The sequence below is a fragment of the Arthrobacter sp. M71 S08 genome (assembly GCF_059089725.1).
Window position 1 is genome coordinate 67,631 of record NZ_JBNHEY010000009.1, and the last position, 16,282, is coordinate 83,912.

20 protein-coding genes and 1 riboswitch are annotated in these 16,282 nt (G+C 63.9%); of the genes, 8 read left to right on the forward strand and 12 right to left on the reverse strand.

Annotated elements, in window-relative coordinates:
* Positions 1-4: 4 nt before the first annotated feature.
* The 8 genes from AC5RTB_RS15355 to AC5RTB_RS15390 all read right to left on the reverse strand — a co-directional run bounded on the left by AC5RTB_RS15355 (position 5) and on the right by AC5RTB_RS15390 (position 6,883).
* Positions 5-1,630 (reverse strand): ABC transporter permease, encoded by a 1,626-nt coding sequence (locus AC5RTB_RS15355; protein WP_494061983.1) that lies wholly within the window; start codon positions 1,628-1,630, stop codon positions 5-7.
* On the reverse strand, positions 1,630-2,547 hold the full coding sequence (locus tag AC5RTB_RS15360) for an ABC transporter ATP-binding protein (protein WP_494061918.1): 918 nt from the start codon (positions 2,545-2,547) through the stop codon (positions 1,630-1,632). The genes AC5RTB_RS15355 and AC5RTB_RS15360 overlap by 1 nt, the downstream gene beginning before the upstream one ends.
* Positions 2,548-2,726: 179 nt before the next feature.
* Positions 2,727-3,680, reverse strand: a complete 954-nt coding sequence (locus AC5RTB_RS15365) for a LysM peptidoglycan-binding domain-containing protein (RefSeq protein ID WP_494061919.1) — start codon at positions 3,678-3,680, stop codon at positions 2,727-2,729.
* Between the two features lie 4 nt (positions 3,681-3,684).
* A riboswitch (cyclic di-AMP (ydaO/yuaA leader) is annotated at positions 3,685-3,843 on the reverse strand.
* Between the two features lie 141 nt (positions 3,844-3,984).
* Positions 3,985-4,266, reverse strand: a complete 282-nt coding sequence (locus tag AC5RTB_RS15370; RefSeq protein ID WP_494061920.1) for a YtxH domain-containing protein — start codon at positions 4,264-4,266, stop codon at positions 3,985-3,987.
* 77 nt (positions 4,267-4,343) lie between these two features.
* The gene (gene mutM, locus AC5RTB_RS15375; RefSeq protein WP_494061921.1) at positions 4,344-5,348 is read right to left on the reverse strand and encodes a bifunctional DNA-formamidopyrimidine glycosylase/DNA-(apurinic or apyrimidinic site) lyase; all 1,005 of its coding nucleotides are present in this window, start codon (positions 5,346-5,348) and stop codon (positions 4,344-4,346) included.
* 15 nt (positions 5,349-5,363) lie between these two features.
* A complete protein-coding gene (rnc, locus tag AC5RTB_RS15380) occupies positions 5,364-6,086 on the reverse strand; it encodes a ribonuclease III (protein ID WP_494061984.1) in 723 nt (240 codons plus the stop codon).
* Positions 6,087-6,143: 57 nt separating this feature from the next.
* On the reverse strand, positions 6,144-6,347 hold the full coding sequence (rpmF, locus tag AC5RTB_RS15385; RefSeq protein ID WP_494061922.1) for a 50S ribosomal protein L32: 204 nt from the start codon (positions 6,345-6,347) through the stop codon (positions 6,144-6,146).
* A gap of 2 nt (positions 6,348-6,349) precedes the next feature.
* Entirely contained in the window at positions 6,350-6,883 is a 534-nt protein-coding gene (locus AC5RTB_RS15390) for a YceD family protein (RefSeq protein WP_494061923.1), read from the reverse strand.
* A 217-nt stretch (positions 6,884-7,100) separates the two neighbouring features.
* Here AC5RTB_RS15390 and AC5RTB_RS15395 point away from each other — a divergent pair, with 217 nt between their 5' ends.
* The 4 genes from AC5RTB_RS15395 to AC5RTB_RS15410 are packed head-to-tail and all read left to right on the forward strand — an operon-like array spanning position 7,101 to position 10,112.
* Positions 7,101-7,535: a TOBE domain-containing protein gene (locus AC5RTB_RS15395; protein ID WP_494061924.1), complete on the forward strand. Its 435-nt coding sequence runs from the start codon at positions 7,101-7,103 to the stop codon at positions 7,533-7,535.
* Entirely contained in the window at positions 7,532-8,290 is a 759-nt protein-coding gene (gene modA, locus AC5RTB_RS15400) for a molybdate ABC transporter substrate-binding protein (protein WP_494061925.1), read from the forward strand. The genes AC5RTB_RS15395 and modA overlap by 4 nt, the downstream gene beginning before the upstream one ends.
* Complete coding sequence (locus AC5RTB_RS15405; RefSeq protein ID WP_494061926.1) at positions 8,287-9,078, forward strand: ABC transporter permease; 792 nt, start codon at positions 8,287-8,289, stop codon at positions 9,076-9,078. The genes modA and AC5RTB_RS15405 overlap by 4 nt, the downstream gene beginning before the upstream one ends.
* Positions 9,075-10,112 (forward strand): sulfate/molybdate ABC transporter ATP-binding protein, encoded by a 1,038-nt coding sequence (locus AC5RTB_RS15410; RefSeq protein WP_494061927.1) that lies wholly within the window; start codon positions 9,075-9,077, stop codon positions 10,110-10,112. The genes AC5RTB_RS15405 and AC5RTB_RS15410 overlap by 4 nt, the downstream gene beginning before the upstream one ends.
* A gap of 8 nt (positions 10,113-10,120) precedes the next feature.
* Here the strand turns inward: AC5RTB_RS15410 and AC5RTB_RS15415 are convergent, their stop codons facing one another.
* Both AC5RTB_RS15415 and coaD read right to left on the reverse strand, forming a co-directional pair.
* Entirely contained in the window at positions 10,121-10,450 is a 330-nt protein-coding gene (locus AC5RTB_RS15415) for a hypothetical protein (RefSeq protein ID WP_494061928.1), read from the reverse strand.
* A gap of 59 nt (positions 10,451-10,509) precedes the next feature.
* Positions 10,510-10,986 (reverse strand): pantetheine-phosphate adenylyltransferase, encoded by a 477-nt coding sequence (gene coaD / locus AC5RTB_RS15420; protein ID WP_494061929.1) that lies wholly within the window; start codon positions 10,984-10,986, stop codon positions 10,510-10,512.
* A 103-nt stretch (positions 10,987-11,089) separates the two neighbouring features.
* Here coaD and AC5RTB_RS15425 point away from each other — a divergent pair, with 103 nt between their 5' ends.
* The 4 genes from AC5RTB_RS15425 to AC5RTB_RS15440 all read left to right on the forward strand — a co-directional run bounded on the left by AC5RTB_RS15425 (position 11,090) and on the right by AC5RTB_RS15440 (position 14,101).
* Positions 11,090-12,316 (forward strand): aminotransferase class I/II-fold pyridoxal phosphate-dependent enzyme, encoded by a 1,227-nt coding sequence (locus AC5RTB_RS15425; RefSeq protein WP_494061930.1) that lies wholly within the window; start codon positions 11,090-11,092, stop codon positions 12,314-12,316.
* Positions 12,313-13,089 carry a spermidine synthase gene (locus AC5RTB_RS15430; protein ID WP_494061931.1) on the forward strand — a complete coding sequence of 259 codons (777 nt, stop codon included), beginning with the start codon at positions 12,313-12,315 and terminating at the stop codon, positions 13,087-13,089. The genes AC5RTB_RS15425 and AC5RTB_RS15430 overlap by 4 nt, the downstream gene beginning before the upstream one ends.
* A 111-nt stretch (positions 13,090-13,200) precedes the next feature.
* Positions 13,201-13,491, forward strand: a complete 291-nt coding sequence (locus tag AC5RTB_RS15435; protein ID WP_490897915.1) for a DUF1540 domain-containing protein — start codon at positions 13,201-13,203, stop codon at positions 13,489-13,491.
* Positions 13,492-13,822: 331 nt separating this feature from the next.
* On the forward strand, positions 13,823-14,101 hold the full coding sequence (locus tag AC5RTB_RS15440) for a hypothetical protein (protein ID WP_494061932.1): 279 nt from the start codon (positions 13,823-13,825) through the stop codon (positions 14,099-14,101).
* Here AC5RTB_RS15440 and AC5RTB_RS15445 read toward each other — a convergent pair.
* Complete coding sequence (locus tag AC5RTB_RS15445; RefSeq protein WP_494061985.1) at positions 14,030-15,454, reverse strand: UDP-glucose dehydrogenase family protein; 1,425 nt, start codon at positions 15,452-15,454, stop codon at positions 14,030-14,032. The two genes, AC5RTB_RS15440 and AC5RTB_RS15445, sit on opposite strands and share 72 nt — an antisense overlap.
* A gap of 136 nt (positions 15,455-15,590) precedes the next feature.
* Positions 15,591-16,157 (reverse strand): 16S rRNA (guanine(966)-N(2))-methyltransferase RsmD, encoded by a 567-nt coding sequence (rsmD, locus tag AC5RTB_RS15450; RefSeq protein ID WP_494061933.1) that lies wholly within the window; start codon positions 16,155-16,157, stop codon positions 15,591-15,593.
* Positions 16,158-16,282 lie beyond the last annotated feature (125 nt).

Genomic DNA, 16,282 nt, shown 5'->3' on the forward strand with positions numbered 1-16,282 from the left:
GGGTTCAGGCAGTGACGTCGCGGCGGCCGATCAGCACGGCGGCGGCCCCCGCGAAGGTGGCGGCCGCAGCGACCAGCAACACGGCACTGATCGGATCAAACTCTTCGACGGGCATTGCCGAGGAGTGGCGGAACGGGCTCAGGTCCTGCACCCAGACGGGCAACCCCAGGAGGCCGCCGAACTGTCCCAGGACCAGTGCGGCGGCTAGGAAGCCCCATCCGGCGCCAATGCTCACGCGCGGGAACACGGAGTAAACAAGCGCCGCCACGGCAGGAAATATGGTCGCGGCCGGGGCATGTGCGAGGCTGGCTCCCACAACGGACGCTCCCCGTGTACCAAGGGATCCTGACAGCGCAAGGCCTGCTGTCGCGGAACACCCGGCCACGACGACGAGAACAATGATCGATATGCCCGCCACCACCAGGTTCGCGGCGACCCATCGGCCTGCGGTGGCGGGTGCGGACAGCAACAGTTCCGCCCTTCCTTCCACTTCTTCAGCCCGCAGCCGTAGAACTGCCTGCACACCGGCAGCAGCGGCAAGAACAGAGGCGATGCCCAGCAGCGCAGTGAGGAAGAGATCGACGATTCCTGCCCCGGGGGCCGTTCCTGGAGCCAGCCGGTCAAACAGGTCCTGCATGGTTGGGTTGCCCGCAATCACATCGGTAACCACCGGAGCCAATCCGCCGGCCAGACCTCCTATGACCGCTCCGGCGATGCACCACCCCACGAGGGTGCCACGCTGCAACCGCCACGCCAGGCCGACCAGGGATCGACCTGTTCGCCCTGCTCTTTCCCTTCCGGTCCGTTCACCGAGGAGGCTGGCACCCAGATCCCGGCGACTCCGGATCAGGAGCGCAATCAGACACAAGATTCCAGCCACGAGGCCCAGGGCGACCACCGGCCGGGCATCGGCTTCAGTGAAGGGGCGGACCCGCTGTCCCCATCCGATGGGGGAAAACCAGGAAGGCCATGCCGGGTCGACTCTCAGAAGCCCGGCGTCGGGCTCGCCCAGCGCGTCGCCAATTCCCCTGATCAGATAGGCGAGGCCGACGACGGCCGCTGAAACCCCGTTTGCGCCGCGTCCCGTAGGCATGAGCTGGGCGATGACCGCTGCGGCGGCCGCAAAAAAAAGGCCGACGACGCCTATTGCGCCGCCCGCCAGCATCGATCCAGCGAGCGGCAGCCCGGCGGCGGCGAACCCGAGTCCGGAGGAACCGCTCAGGACGAGACAGGCCAGCAGGCTGAGCAGGAGGGTCGCTGTCAGCGCGGCGGTGCGCGGAACGGGAGTCGACTCAAGGATCTCGCTACGACCGGATTCCTCTTCGGCCCGGGTGTGTCTGGTCACGAGTAAAACTCCCATGAGTCCTGCCAGGACAGCCGTGAAGGCATAACCCTGGAAGAACACTACGGAGCCGACGCCCGTGCCGTCCGGCAGCCCGCGGAGAAACCGGAATGCGGGACTGGCGGAAGCGACGGACACGATCCCCGCACGCTCAGCGGACGCGGCGAACTGGCTGGACACTGCTGCGGCCGCAAGCAGCCCGAGCACACTGATTCCTGCCAGCCAACCCGGGAGGAACCAACGATCGCGGACCAGGTGCATCCGCAGCACCGGCAGGACCCCGGGCATCACGTTGATCGATCCGCCGAAGCCGCGCCGGCCTGAGTATAGTGCCGGAGGAACAGCTCCTCGAGGGACGGCGGGTTGGCAGTGATCCCCGTCAGTCCTGCCCGGGAGAGGTGGGCCAGCACGGTCGGCAAGTGCGTCTGGTCGGCGTCAAACTGGATGCCGCCCGGCACCGAATGCACGTCGTAAACGCCGGAGAGGCCGTCGAGTACAGCTGCAGTCCGCGCCCCTGCTACGAGAAACCGCGTGCGGCGGAGGTGCCGGAGTTCGGACAGCGTGCCCGATTCAACCACAGTCCCGGCACGAATGATGGTGATGCGCTCACAAAGCTGCTCCACCTCGCTCAGGATGTGGCTGGAGAGCAGGACAGTTGCACCTTCGGTGCTTACACGCTGGACCTGTCGTCGGAACACGGCGTCCATGACTGGATCAAGACCGGCACTCGGCTCGTCCAACAGATAGAGGTGCGCGGGCCGCGCGAACGCCGCAATCAGCGCAGCTTTCTGGCGGTTGCCCTTCGAATAGGTCCGTGTCCGGCGTCGGGGATCGAAGTTGAACTCCTCGATAAGCTCGCGGCGCAGCCTCCCGTCCGCCCCGCCGCGCAGGCCGGTGAGCAGATCAATCACTTCACCGCCGCTCAGGTCCGGCCAAAGATTCACATCACCCGGCACATAGGCGATGTCCCGGCGCGCGCGGACGGGCTCGACCCATGGGTCCACACCCAGGACCCGTACGGAGCCTCTGGTGGGGCGCATGAGTCCAAGCAACAGCCGGAGGGTGGTGGACTTCCCGGCGCCATTGGGCCCGAGGAACCCGTGGACTTCACCCGCACGGACTCGCAGGTCGAGTCCCGTCAGCGCAAAGACTGAGCCGAACTTCTTGACGAGGCGCGAAGCCTTGATCACGTGTTCCGGTTCCATGGCAGGGCATTACCTCCCGTGCGTCGCTCTGAGGAAGACAGCCTATCCCGGTGTGCAGCGGCACCGGCAGGGCGAGAAACCGTCCTTCTACTTGGTCCTCCCGGACACTTGCCTCGACATTAAACACCACTGGGGAGGACCTTTTCAGGTCCTCCCCAGTGAGAAAGGCTAGCCGAAGACTAGACGCGCACGAAGAACGCGCCGGCGAGGTCGCTCAGCGGGTGCTGCATGGTGAGGTTTGCACCATTCATGCCGCTGCTGATGACCTGGCCACCGCCAGCGTAGACAGCCACGTGGCCACCGGTGATGACCAGGTCACCCGGGGCCGGCGTGCTTACCTGAGCGCCGTAGGCAGCGAACTGCATGGGGCCGAGGTCGCCGACGGGCTTGCCGGCTGCAGCCATTGCGATCTCAACGAGGCGGGTGCAGTCCTGAACAGCGCCGCCGGCGAGCTGTGCCCGGGCCGAAGCGAGGATCGAGGCGCCTGCGCCGCTTGAAGAACCGTCAGCCACGGTGATCTTGGAGGACGCTGTGGTGATGTTCATGGTGCTGGTCTCTGCCGGTGCCGGAGCTGCCTGAACCTGCGGTGCAGGTGCAGGTGCGGGAGCCGGTGCCGGAGCGGCAGCAGCCGGTGCAGGTGCGGGTGCGGGAGCCGGTGCCGGAGCCGGAGCAGCTGCAGCAGGAGCCGGAGCGGCTGCAGCGCTGCCGGACAAGCTGATGACCTGGCCCGGGTAGATGATTGATTCCCAGCCGAGACCATTCGCAGCGAAGATGGCGTCGAGGCTGACACCGTAGTTGCCGGCGATGGAGCCGAGGGTGTCTCCGGCCTGAACGGTGTGGGTCGGAGCGTTTACAGCAGGTGCCGGAGCAGCAGGAGCCTCGACGACGGGGGCCGGGGCAACGGGCGCCGCTGGTGCCTGGACGCTGACCTCAGCGGCCGGGGCGGTGGCGGAAGTGGTGGTGGTTCCCGCGCTGGCCGGAAGGGCGGCTCCGAACATGATGCCGGAGGCTGCTACAACTACAGCTGCAGGGCGGCCAACGGTGCCAGCGTGCGAGCTGACTGCCTTGGACACGATCTGCATGGTGCTGGGCGGAGTTGCACGGTGGCGCGCGATATGACGGTTTTTGGACACGGAAATAGCCTCTCCCAACGCCTGCGGAGTTAGCTGTCGGATTCGGATGGGAGCCACCCGGACGGCCGGCATTACAGCCGGTGCGTCTTCACCCCTAGGACTTCACAGAAGTCCGCTAATCTGGTTCCCCCGCTCCTGCCGCAGTGTGTAGCGAACGGACCTTCCGGCGGCGGCAGGATTAGGCAATCCACCAGAAGGAAGCCGGGCTTTTGAGCCCGGCGTATCCACAACGTTACATACCTATCGTTGAATTGTCACGTTTCGGTCACGGAGAGGCTGGTCACACGTACTGCAGCGCATCGGATCAGATCTTGTACTCCATGTTCGGGTCTTTCGGAGTGTCGTTATCGCCGCCGCGATGCATCGCTGACTGCGCCTTCTTCAGAGCCTGCTCAGCCTGCGCCTGAACCTCGGGCGCCTTGGCCTTCACCGTCTCGGATGCCTGGGAAACCTTGCCCTGAACCTTAGGGCTGTTCCAGAGCTCGTTTGCCTTGACCTTGATCTGCTCGTAGCTGGCACGACCTGCCCGGGCGCCCAGAACGTAGCCTGCCGCCATGCCTGCTGCAAAAACCAACTTGTTCTTCATCGCGTTACTCCTGACGTGTCGGATGCTGAAACATCGAATCTAATCAGCATACTTACTTTTGTCACGTCAGGGGATACTTACCACCGTCCGTTGCGCGGCCGCGGCTGGCATCGGGGGCAGGTGTACGAGGAGCGGTTCATGAACGTGTCCCGCCGGATGCGCGAGTCCAGACCGTCCGCCGAGCATCGCCGGCAAGGTTCACGTTGCCGGCCGTAGGCGTTGAGTGAACGTTCGAAGTAACCAGAGGCGCCGTTGACGTTGACGTACAGGGAATCAAAGCTCGTGCCTCCTGCCTCGAGCGCGCGAGTCATCACGTCGCGGCAGGACGCAAGCAGTCGGGCAGCTTCCGCCCGGCGGAGAGTGTCGGTGGGGCGCGCATAGTGCAGCCTGGCAGCCCACAGTGACTCGTCGGCATAGATGTTGCCGACTCCCGAGACCAGAGTCTGGTCGAGCAGTGCACGCTTCAACCCCGTGCGCCGAGCCCGCAGCTTCCGGTAGAACTCGTCGAAGGAGAACGCCGGGTCCAGCGGGTCCCGGGCGATATGAGCCGCCTCGAGCGGCACGAGTGGTGAGGGATGCTCCCCCAGCCCACCGGGAAGCCCGTCCGGTGTGGACATCATGCTTGTGACGAAGAGTCCCCCGAAGATTCGCTGATCAACGAAACGGAGCTCCGCCGGCAGCGGTTCGCGTCCGTAAGCCGTGGAGAGCCGCAGCCGTACCTTCAGGTGTTTCTCGTCGGGCTGGCTATGGTCCTCGACCAGAAGCTGTCCGCTCATCCCAAGGTGCGCCATCAGCGCTACCGGTTCCCTGCCCGCCGGGAGTCCGGCCGGAGTCGGCGGGGACGACGATGCAGGGCCACTGCCGTCGTCGTCATCAGTAGCGAGCGGTAGCCAGAGAAACTTCCCGCGTCGCACCGCATCGGTGACGCGAGCCCCGACAAGATTACCCCTGAAGTCTTCAGCGCCGAGGGCGTGACGGCGGATCGAGCGGGGGTCAAGAACGTCAACCGCCTCGATGCGGCGCCCGCTGACCCAGCGTGCGAGGCCCCGGCGCACAACCTCCACCTCAGGAAGTTCAGGCATCACGAGCTCCCGGGATCACGTGGACTGACGTGCCGCCGTGTCAGTCTGCGCATCGATATTACCTAGCTGCAGCAGCTTCCAGGAGGCTGCTGCAGCCTCCTGCTCGGCTTCCTTTTTGGAGCGGCCGGAACCGGAACCGTAGCTGGTTCCGCCGATCACAAGCACGGCTTCAAACCTGCGGTCGTGGTCGGGGCCGAATCCGGTGACCTTGTAGTCGATCACGCCCATACGCTGCGCGGCGGCGATTTCCTGGATGCTGGTCTTCCAATCGGTTCCAGCACCGAGCGCGGCAGCGTCCTGCAGAACCGGACCGATAATGCGCATGACCAGACGCCGCGCCGTTTCCATGCCGTTGCTGAGGTAGGTGGCGCCGATGATGGCTTCCATGGTGTCAGCGAGGATGGACGACTTGTTCCACCCGTTGGTGAGCTTCTCGCCCTGCCCCAGCAGGATGTGTTGTCCCAGGTCGAGACCACGGGCAATCTCGGCGAGGGCACGCGTACTGACGACGGCGGAGCGTCTCTTGGCGAGCTCGCCCTCGGAAAGATCCGGATTGTCCCGGTACAGGGCGTCCGTGACCGAAAGGCCAAGGACGGCGTCGCCAAGGAACTCAAGGCGTTCGTTGGTGGGGATGCCGCCCTGCTCATACGCATAAGACCGATGCGTCAGGGCAAGACGAAGCGTCTCGGCGTCAATACTGACACCGAGACGCTTCAAAAGATCTTCAGAACTTTCCACGCAGGCGACGCTTTCGCGATCGTTGCCGGCAGCACCGTGAAGCGGTGCCGTCAGCATTTAGACGTCGGCTACCTTGCGGCCCTTGTACTCAAGGAACAGCTCGGTACCGGCGGAGTCGGTGACAACCTTGGCCTGGTGGGCAAGGCTGTAGGTGACGCGACCGTTCTCCACCGTCTTCATCAGCTTGGGAGCAACAGCCTTCCACTGGGATCGGCGTGCACGCGTATTCGAGCGGGACATTTTCCGCTTGGGAACAGCCACGACTAACTCTCTTCTCTCTTGTCTGACTCTGTCTTAACTTCTGGTTCCGCTGCCTCAGGGCCGGCGGCCGCGCCGGCCAACCCTGTCAGAGCAGCCCAGCGGGGGTCGAGGACCTCGTGCTGGTGTCCGGGATCCTCTTCCAGGCGTGCACCGCATTCAGCGCACAGACCCTGGCAGTCCTCCCGGCATACCGGCTGGAACGGCAACGATGTTACTACCGCATCCCGCAGCACCGGCTCAAGATCGACGGTGTCGTTCTCAACCAGGCGCTGCACGTCCTCCTCTTCATCCTCCGCCGACTCAGGGGCGTCGTAGTAGAAGAGTTCCTGCACATCGACACTGCTGCCATAGCTGAGCGGGTCAAGGCATCGGCCGCATTCGCCAGTTACTTCGACGTATACGGTTCCTGATACCAGGATCCCCTCGTGTACAGCCTCGAACCTCAGGTCCAACTCCATTTCGGAGCCTTCCTGAACGCCGATGAGCGCCACACCAAAATCCTTCGGTGCGGGCACATGTTCTTCGACTGTTCGCATGGTTCCCGGGCTGCGCCCGAGATCCCTGACACTGAAGACCAGGGGCGAACTGAGATCGCTTTTAATGAAAACTCCTGTAGAACATGTGACCGACGAACCATCTTAGCCCGAAACGAAGCCCCACCCCAAACTGGTGGGGCTCCCACACGGCCAACGATCGGGAAATCTGTGGCATTTCGAGAAAAATCCTCGCAAATACCGCGGTAAGTTTGGAATTATGACTCAGATACGTGTGCGGGATGCCGCACAGTTCCTCGGCGTCAGCTCGGATACGGTGCGGCGCTGGGTCGAAGACGGGACGCTCTCCGCCACGCGATCCTCGGGCGTGCTCTCAATAGACGGGCTCGAATTAGCCCGGTTGGCTCGGGATCGTGCCGTCCTTCCCTCGGACCTGTCCAGCGTAGCCACCTCTGCACGGAACCGTTTCGTCGGGCTGGTTACTGAAGTGATCAGCGACAGGGTGATGTCGCAGGTGGAGCTCCAGTGCGGGCCGCACCGGGTCGTGTCCCTCATGAGCAGCGAAGCCGTGCGGGAGCTTGGGATAGAACCCGGCACTGTTGCGGTGGCAGTCATCAAAGCCACCAATGTGATCGTGGAAACAGCGCCAACCGAAACCCCTTTCACAACGCGCCTCCCAGGCGGACCGCGATGAAGCACCACCTGCTCCGAGCGGTGAACGGGGGCGTCGTCGTGCTTTTCATGACCGCCTGCGGCAGCACGAGTCCGGCGGCGGAGGACACGCTGACCGTGTACGCTGCGGCCTCCCTGCAGGCACCCTTCGAGGAGATGTCCTCGGAGTTCGAAGCCGATCATCCCGGAGTGAGCGTCCAACTGAACTTTGCCGGCTCCTCCGATCTCGCAACGCAGATCATCGCGGGCGCACCCGCCGACGTGTTCGCGTCGGCCAATACTGCGACGATGGCGAAGGTTGCCGCTGAAGGACTACTGGCGTCCGGGCCCCGGACATTCGCCACCAACGTCCTGACAATCGCAGTGGCAGAGGGAAACCCCCTTGGAATTGACTCGTTGGAGTCGCTTGCTGACCCGGCTGTATCGGTGGTGCTGTGCGCGGCCCAGGTGCCGTGTGGCGAAGCGGCCACCACAGTCCAGCAAGCCGCCGGCGTTTCCATTGAACCTGTCAGCGAGGAAGGATCGGTCACGGACGTGCTTGGCAAGGTCTTCTCGGGGCAAGCCGACGCCGGCCTTGTCTACGTGACCGATGTACAAGCCGCGGGCGGAACCGTCGACGGTGTGCCCTTTGATGCGGCCGCACAGGCCCAGAATGTCTACCCCATTGCGGCGACGGAATCGGGCGGCGCCCTGGCGGCAGACTTCATCGAACTTGTGGCCGGCCCGCGAGGCCAGCAGATTCTCTCGGGTCACGGGTTCGGCGGGTCGAACCAGTGAGCGGAACCTACTCCGGAATCCCGCGGTGGCTCCTCGCGGTCGCGGCAACGGGAGCCCTGTTTCTGGTACTTCCGCTGCTTGCCATTGTGCTCCGTGTTGACTGGCCCCGGTTCGGTGAACTGATTGCTTCCGACTCCTCCCGCGCCGCACTGCTGCTGAGCCTCCAGACGTCGGGAACGAGTACGGTGCTGTGTGTCATCTTCGGTGTTCCCATGGCCTTCGCCCTCGCACGGACACGATTCAGGGGGCAGCGACTGCTTCGTGCGCTCGTCCTCCTGCCGCTGGTGCTCCCACCAGTCGTCGGCGGCATTGCCCTGCTCTACACGTTCGGCCGCCAGGGGCTGCTTGGGGAGTCGCTCCGGATTGTCGGCGTGGATATCGCTTTCTCAACAGCCGCCGTCGTTCTCGCTCAGACGTTCGTCGCCCTGCCGTTTCTCGTCCTGAGCCTGGAAGGGGCGCTGCGGACGGCGGGCACACGGTATGAGACCGTCGCTGCGACGCTGGGAGCACGACCCACCACCGTCCTTCGGCGGGTGAGCGTTCCGCTTGTGGGCCCCGGCATTGTCTCCGGTGCCGTGCTGTCCTTCGCCCGAGCCTTGGGCGAGTTCGGGGCAACGCTGACATTCGCCGGCAGCCTGCAGGGCGTCACGCGGACGCTCCCGCTGGAGATCTATCTGCAGAGGGAGACGGATCCGGACGCCGCCGTCGCGCTGTCGCTCGTGCTTGTCGCAGTTGCCGTCCTCGTGGTTGCCCTCGCCCACCGGATCCACGAAGGGTCTGCGCCGTGAGCCTTGAATGCAGCGCGCAGATTGACGCACGGAACGTCGATGTTCGGTTCTCCCTCTCGCCCGGGGAGACCGTGGCAGTCATGGGTCCGAACGGCGCCGGGAAATCCACCGTGCTGGGCGTGCTGGCGGGCCTGGTCCGTCCCGACCACGGCACGGCTGCCCTGGATGGCCAGACCCTGTACGACGACGGCACGTGGTTGCCGCCGCACGCCCGTGGCATCGCGCTGCTGGCTCAGGACGCGCTGCTTTTCCCCCACCTCTCGGTTCTCGAAAATGTGGCCTTCGGGCCGCGGTGTGCCGGCGTTCCGCGCAGGACCGCCAGGGAGGCAGCGCGCCGTTGGCTCCAGGAAGTCGACGCCGCTGATCTCGCAGACCGTCGACCGGCGAGCCTGTCCGGCGGGCAGGCGCAGCGCGTTGCAGTGGCGCGTGCACTCGCCGCTGAACCTGCGCTCCTGCTGCTGGATGAGCCTCTGGCCGCCCTCGATATTTCAGTAGCGCCGATGCTGCGCAGGACCCTTCGCCGGGTGCTTGAGGGGCGCAGCGCGATCATCGTCACGCACGACATTGTCGATGCGTTGCTGCTTGCCGATCGGGTGATGGTTGTCGACGGCGGGCGGATCGTTGAGGACGGACCCACCCGGTTAGTCCTCGAGCAGCCCCGGAGCTCCTTCGCAGCGGGGCTGGCGGGTGTGAATCTGATGACCGGCACAACGATGCCTGGGGGCCTGCTTACCTCATCCGGAATGCACCTGGCAGCCCTGACGGATCAGGAACTTCTTGCGGGGGAAGAAGCGGCCGCCATCTTCAGTCCCCGCGCCGTCGCCGTGCACCGGGTTCGACCGACAGGTAGTCCACGGAACGTGCTGGCCGTGACCATCACCGACCTTGAACAGCACGGAGGACGAACAACGGTACGGGCAGGTCACCTGAGTGCGGAAATCACCACTGCGGCCGCAGCGGAACTGGATCTGCTGCCCGGCGCGGAGGTTTTCTTCGGTGTGAAGTCTGCTGAGGTGAGCATCTACCTGCTCTGATCAGAAGCTCAGAAGCGTCGCTCCGGATTGTGCTCCGGTGACCGTTCCGGCACTGAGGTTTCAGGCGCTGCTGATCCTACGCCGCCGTCGTTGTAGTCATCCGAGAATCTTTCGACAGCATGCTTGGTCGAAGCTTCTGATAAAAGGTCCCGATCGTCGAGTTCCTCGTTGATCTCTTCCTGGCGGTTCTCGGTCTCCGGATGCGGAATACCCTCATCGACATACTCGACCTCAAGTTGACGGTGGACCTTGCTGTTGAGAATTTCGACCTGATCGTCCTCCAACGTGTTCAGGTTCTCAGGAAAGGAGTCCTCCGGCTTGATTCGACTCTTGCTCACTGCTGTCCCCTCTGTCCGCCTGCCATAGGAGTCTTGATTGTACTGGCGCAGCCCCAGTTTCAGGAGGTTGTCTCCCGGAGTCTTTTGAGCACCGCTTTCGGGACGAACGGCGAAATGTCACCGCCAAGAGCGGCGACTTCCTTCAGGAGGGTTGACGACAGGTGGGAATAGCTTGCCTCCGCAGGAATGAATACCGTCTCAATACCGGCCAGTTGGCGGTTCATGGTGGCCATGGGCAGCTCGTACTCGAAGTCGGCGCTGGAACGAAGACCCTTCACGATCAGGTTCGCTCCGTTTTCACGACAGAACTCTGCAAGCAGCCCGTCCCCCATGGGCAGCACGGAGACACCGCGGAGGTAGGTGAGGGTCTCGTTGGCGATGTCCAGCCGATCCTCAAGTTCGAACCGGTACTTTTTCGCGTAGTTGGTTGAGACAGCGACGATCACTTCGTCAAAAAGACTGGCGGCGCGGGCGATGACCTCGAGATGGCCGTTATGGATGGGATCGAAGGATCCGGGGCAGACGGCTCGACGCATACAACGAATGTACCCTTTTGTGCCCTTGCGTTGTTCCCATTCGTTCGCGGCCCCTTCCGCCGGCGAACTGTCCTGGCCCAGCGCGTTCGACATACTGGATGACATGGAATCGAACCAACCCGTCGCTACAGGCCGGCTCTCCGGCTGGCAGCGCACCGCGCAGGGTGCGAACCTCCTCTCCCCCGACGGCCGGCTTGGTACCGTCATCTTCGAGGAAATTACGGCGCTCGCGGCGCAGCACAATGCGATCAACCTCGGCCAGGGTTACCCCGACGAGGACGGGCCCGATGTCCTCCTGAACACCGCCCGGGAGAACATCACCTCGGGAATGAACCAGTACGCGCCCGGGCGCGGATTGCCGGCATTGCGGGAAGCAATCGCGGCCCACCAGCAGCGCTTTTACGGGCTCCCCGTCGACGCCGAGCGGGAGGTCGTGGTCTCCACCGGCGCCACTGAGGCCCTCGCTGCTTCAATCCTTGCCTTCGCCGGGCCCGGCGATGAAGTGCTCACGTTCGAACCGTTCTATGACTCCTACGGCGCCATCATTGGACTCAGCGGAGCCCGGCACACCACCGCACCGCTGGTCGGACCCGACTTCCAGCCGGATCTGGATGCACTCGAGAACGCCATGACCGAGCGGACCCGGGTGATCGTGGTGAACAATCCGCACAACCCTATGGGCACAGTCTTCTCACGAGAGTCACTCGAACGCGTCGTCGAGTTGGCAGAGCGGTTCGACTCCATCATTGTGACCGACGAGGTTTACGAGCACTTGACGTTTCAGGCGACACACATTCCCGTAGCGACGCTGCCTGGCGCCTGGGAACGCACGGTCTCGATCTCATCGGCGGGTAAGACATTCTCTGTGACCGGCTGGAAAATCGGTTGGTTGACCGGGCCGTCGGTACTCGTGGATGCGGTCCGCACTGTGAAGTCGTTCCTCACCTACAGCTCGGGCACACCGTTCCAGGGCGCTGTGGCATTGGGCCTGGGCTTGGAGGACGGGTTCTATCGCTCCATTGCCGATTCACTCCAGCACAAGCGGGATGTGCTCGGTGCCGGCCTTCGCGCCGCCGGTTTTGAGGTCTTTGTTCCTCAGGCAACCTACTTCACTGTGGTCGACGCAGCTCCCCTCGGCATCACGGATGCGACGGCGCTGGCAAGACGGTTGCCGGAACTGATCGGAGTGGCAGCCATCCCCGTTCCCGTCTTCTGCCACGAGGACGGCGCACGCCGCACACGTTCGCTACTGCGCTTTGCCTTCTGCAAGAAGGAGGAGGTGCTGGCCGAGGCTGTTCTTCGCCTGGTCGAGCTCCGGGACCGGTTATGAGCGTACCGTCGCGCTACCTTCGGGCCGCGGGAGCTCATGCCGAGATCGATGGGGACGCCTTCAACGACGGCGCTTTCATCCTGAGCATCGGAGGCGCACAGCAGTCCCACGTCGATCTTGCCAACCCCCGGAACGTGTTCTACGAGTATCTCCGCAGGATCGCGAACGTCCTTGACGTTTTCAAACCAGAAGCCGAACCGATTCGCGTCCTGCATCTTGGAGCGGGCGCGCTGACCCTCGCGCGCTATGTCCAGGCCACCCGTCCCGGTTCGCGCCAGGTGGCGGTCGAGCGGGAACGGGAACTGCTGGCCTTCGTTGTCGAACATTTACCGCTACCGCCGGGCACTGACTGCACGCTGCTCATCGAAGATGCACGCGACACACTCGCTGCCTGTACCGCAGGCTCCTTTGACGCCGTCGTACTGGATGTTTTCTCCGGCGCCGACGGAGCCACGGAACTGGCCACGCCCGGGGTCTACGATCTGCTCACCCGGGCGGCCGCGCCGGGAGGCGTGGTGCTCGTCAATGTCGGCGACGACCCTCCGCTTGCGTTCGCCCGCGCGCAGGCGCGCCTGCTGCAGGACACGGGATACCACGTCGCTGCCCTCGGTGAGGTTGCTATGTTCACCGGGCAGCACGCCGGCAATATTGTGCTCGCCGCGACCCCGCGCTGGGATCCCGACTGGGAAGCTGCCCTTGTTGCTGCGGGACCGCATCCCGCGGCCGTCCTCACAGGCGCCGACTACGACGATTTCGCCCACGACGGGCACTGATTTACGCGCAAATTTCATGCGCTATTGAACCCGTGTCATCGGCCGCAGGCCGCAGTACCGTTGAAGTACAGCACGGATAAAAGTTTCCGACTCATCACTGACGGAGGAATCATGACCGCGGAAATCACAGAAGTATCCGATTGCAGTGTTCATAGTTGTGCCTTCAATCACGACGGCTGCACCGCGTACGCGATCACGGTCAGCGGCAGTCCCGATCACGCTTCCTGCGCCACCTTCATCGACACGTCGGAAACGGGCGGCCTTCCGATGATCCTTGCGCACGTTGGAGCCTGCCAGCGCAACGAGTGCGTACACAACAGCCATCTCATGTGCAACAAGCACGATGTGAAGATCGGATCAGGTTCCGACCTCGCCGACTGCCTGTCCTACGAACCCCGGTAGGTCACTACCTGCGGCGCTGAACCATGAGTGCCTGTCTCCTGCAATTGTTCTGCAGGAAGGACGGTCACTTTTGCATGCACTGGGGAAATAGGGACCATTCCGTTTCTGCTCTGCGGGGTCGCAGGCCGAATCGCACCGTCCAGGGACGCTTCGGGTGATCCGTTACTCCCACGATTGGAGGGGTAGGTCACGGCCCGAATCTTCCCGCTGGGACAGCATTGTGAAGCCCTCACCACGGGAAAGTTGACCAGCGGTAACGGACCTGTGCCGATTAGCTAACGACACGACGACACATGCAGTAATGGTCAGCCGGCTGTCTGATACTGAGTGCATGGGCACGCAGCAGTTCGAAGAGACAGTCAGGTCAAAAGTGCGTCGGGTACTGCGCTGGGATTGTGCACCCGCAGTAATCGTTTTGCTCGGGGTCGCGGTTTTCTGGGTCGGGGGGTCGCTGGAATGGTTTGAGATGCTCAGCGTTCCTGAGAACGCAGTGGGCAGCGTGGTGTGGCTCTACCTGATTCTCGCTGCTGTGGCTGGCTCAATCGTGCTGGGAGGCGGCGCCGTCGTCGATCTCGCCCGCCGCATGAATCGCAGGTCCGGACGGAACTAATAGCGGGCCTTCCGGTTCCCGGGCCGCGTGTGGGAACAGCGCCGCCTTGGGACGTCCCAGCGCACGGTAGGTCCACCCCGCGTCGCGCCAGGCGGCCGGGTCCAGGCAGTTACGGCCATCGACAACGGCCGGACGTGCCACCAGCTCACTAAGCACCCTCGGGTCCAGCGTGCGGTACTGGTCCCACTCGGTGAGAACCAGGACGGCGTCGACATTCTGTACTGCTTCTTCGGCTGACGCCGCGTAGGCGAGGTCCGGAAACCGACGCGATGCGTTTGGAACGGCTTGCGGATCACTGGCCGTAACCGCAGCGCCCTGAAGCTGAAGCTGGGCGGCGACGCTGAGCGCGGGGGAATCGCGGACGTCGTCGGAATTGGGCTTGAAAGCCAGACCGAGGACGGCAATCCGTTGCCCCAGCAGTGATCCGCCGCAGACCTCGCGCGCCAGGTCCACCATGCGGGAGCGTCGCCTCATGTTGATGGAGTCCACTTCGCGCAGGAAGGTCAGGGCCTGATCGGCTCCGAGTTCCCCGGCACGGGCCATAAATGCGCGGATGTCCTTGGGCAGGCAGCCGCCACCAAAGCCAAGCCCGGCATTGAGGAACCTCCGGCCGATACGCGCGTCGTGACCGATAGCATCCGCAAGCATGGACACGTCCGCGCCGGTTGCCTCGCACACCTCCGCCATGGCATTGATGAAGGAAATCTTCGTCGCGAGGAACGCGTTTGCGGATACCTTGACCAGCTCAGCCGTTTCATAGTCCATCACCAGGCGCGGACGACCGTCATCGAGCGCCTGCGCGTACACCTCGTCAAGAATCAGCTGGGCTCCACTGTCTGCGTTCTCCAGTCCATAGACGAGCCGGTCAGGTTCCAGAGTGTCCTTCAGCGCGAAACCCTCGCGCAGGAATTCCGGGTTCCAGGCCAGAGTCGCTGAGGGACACACCTCTCTGATCCGGGCCGAGAGGCCGCGGGCGGTGCCGACAGGAACGGTCGATTTCCCGACCACGACATCCCCGGCGCGCAGGTGGGGCAGGAGCGCCTCGACGCTCGCATGGACGTAGCTGAGGTCGGCGCCGTTCTCGCTGCGCTTCTGCGGCGTGCCAACCGCGATGAAGTGCACGGCCGAACCGGCAGCATCGGCGATATTGGTCGAGAAGCGCAACCTGCCGGTCCCGAGCGCATCCGCAAGCAACTCGGACAGTCCCGGTTCAAAAAAGGGAGCCTTCCCGGAGCTGAGGTCGGCTACCTTCGCACCGTCTACATCGATGCCCACCACCTCGTGTCCCAGCTTAGCCATGCAGGCTGCATGCACTGCTCCGAGGTACCCGCATCCGATGACGGACAACCGCATAATCAACGCCCCTTGTTCCGTGTTACGTGTTTCTGCAGACACGGTACGGACCCTGGATGGGGCGCAGATGAACTAGAGATGAGAGTTAGATGAGATCGGGTGGTCAGGCCGGCGCCGGACTATACGCCCGCGAACGTCACACCGGTTCCACGTACCAGAGCCGGGTCTCGCCGTACTTCTTCTCGGCGAAGCGCTCCAGCCCGTCCGGCCACTCCGGCTCCCCCGAGCGGGACGAGCGTTCCAGTACGATGACGGCACCCTCGGCAAGGTGCGGAAGCAGGGCAGAGAGGATGGTTACCAGCGGTGCATCCCCCAGCGGGTAGGGCGGATCCATGAGCACGACGTCCCAGAGGGCGTCGTCCGGGACCCGGTTCACGTAGGTCTCGACCTTGGATCGGTGCACGCGCACACAGGTCCATCCCAAGACCCGGTTCATGGCATCGGCGTTGGCTTTGCAGACTGCGGCCGCGCGGTCCGCGGACTCCACGAGGTCAACAGTTGCTGCGCCCCGGCTCGCCGCTTCCACTCCGAGTGATCCTGACCCGGCGAACAGATCCAGCACGTGCGCGCCGGTCAGGACGTTGTATGCGTCGAGCCTAGAGAACAGTGCTTCCTTCACCCTGTCTGTTGTGGGCCGCGTCGCATTGCCGGGCACGCTGGCAAGAGGAGTTCCGCCCGCGGCGCCGGCGATGATTCGACTCATGAAGAAATACTCTAATCCACTGGCAGAAACAGGTTCCGCATGGTCAAATAAGTGCAGCCGAAAGCAGCCGCGTCAGCGAAGTGCGAGCGGCGCGCGCCGCTCAAGGGGGACTAGGGGGCTTTTCA

Coding starts and splice junctions, on each gene's coding strand:
- AC5RTB_RS15360 (WP_494061918.1), bottom strand. CDS start 2,547: ATGGAACCGGAACACGTGATCAAGGCTTCGCGCCTCGTCAAGAAGTTC.
- AC5RTB_RS15355 (WP_494061983.1), bottom strand. CDS start 1,630: ATGCCCGGGGTCCTGCCGGTGCTGCGGATGCACCTGGTCCGCGATCGT.
- AC5RTB_RS15395 (WP_494061924.1), top strand. CDS start 7,101: ATGACTCAGATACGTGTGCGGGATGCCGCACAGTTCCTCGGCGTCAGC.
- AC5RTB_RS15430 (WP_494061931.1), top strand. CDS start 12,313: ATGAGCGTACCGTCGCGCTACCTTCGGGCCGCGGGAGCTCATGCCGAG.
- mutM (WP_494061921.1), bottom strand. CDS start 5,348: ATGCCTGAACTTCCTGAGGTGGAGGTTGTGCGCCGGGGCCTCGCACGC.
- AC5RTB_RS15390 (WP_494061923.1), bottom strand. CDS start 6,883: ATGCGAACAGTCGAAGAACATGTGCCCGCACCGAAGGATTTTGGTGTG.
- AC5RTB_RS15425 (WP_494061930.1), top strand. CDS start 11,090: ATGGAATCGAACCAACCCGTCGCTACAGGCCGGCTCTCCGGCTGGCAG.
- rsmD (WP_494061933.1), bottom strand. CDS start 16,157: ATGAGTCGAATCATCGCCGGCGCCGCGGGCGGAACTCCTCTTGCCAGC.
- coaD (WP_494061929.1), bottom strand. CDS start 10,986: ATGCGTCGAGCCGTCTGCCCCGGATCCTTCGATCCCATCCATAACGGC.
- AC5RTB_RS15440 (WP_494061932.1), top strand. CDS start 13,823: ATGGGCACGCAGCAGTTCGAAGAGACAGTCAGGTCAAAAGTGCGTCGG.
- AC5RTB_RS15445 (WP_494061985.1), bottom strand. CDS start 15,454: ATGCGGTTGTCCGTCATCGGATGCGGGTACCTCGGAGCAGTGCATGCA.
- modA (WP_494061925.1), top strand. CDS start 7,532: ATGAAGCACCACCTGCTCCGAGCGGTGAACGGGGGCGTCGTCGTGCTT.
- AC5RTB_RS15435 (WP_490897915.1), top strand. CDS start 13,201: ATGACCGCGGAAATCACAGAAGTATCCGATTGCAGTGTTCATAGTTGT.
- AC5RTB_RS15370 (WP_494061920.1), bottom strand. CDS start 4,266: ATGAAGAACAAGTTGGTTTTTGCAGCAGGCATGGCGGCAGGCTACGTT.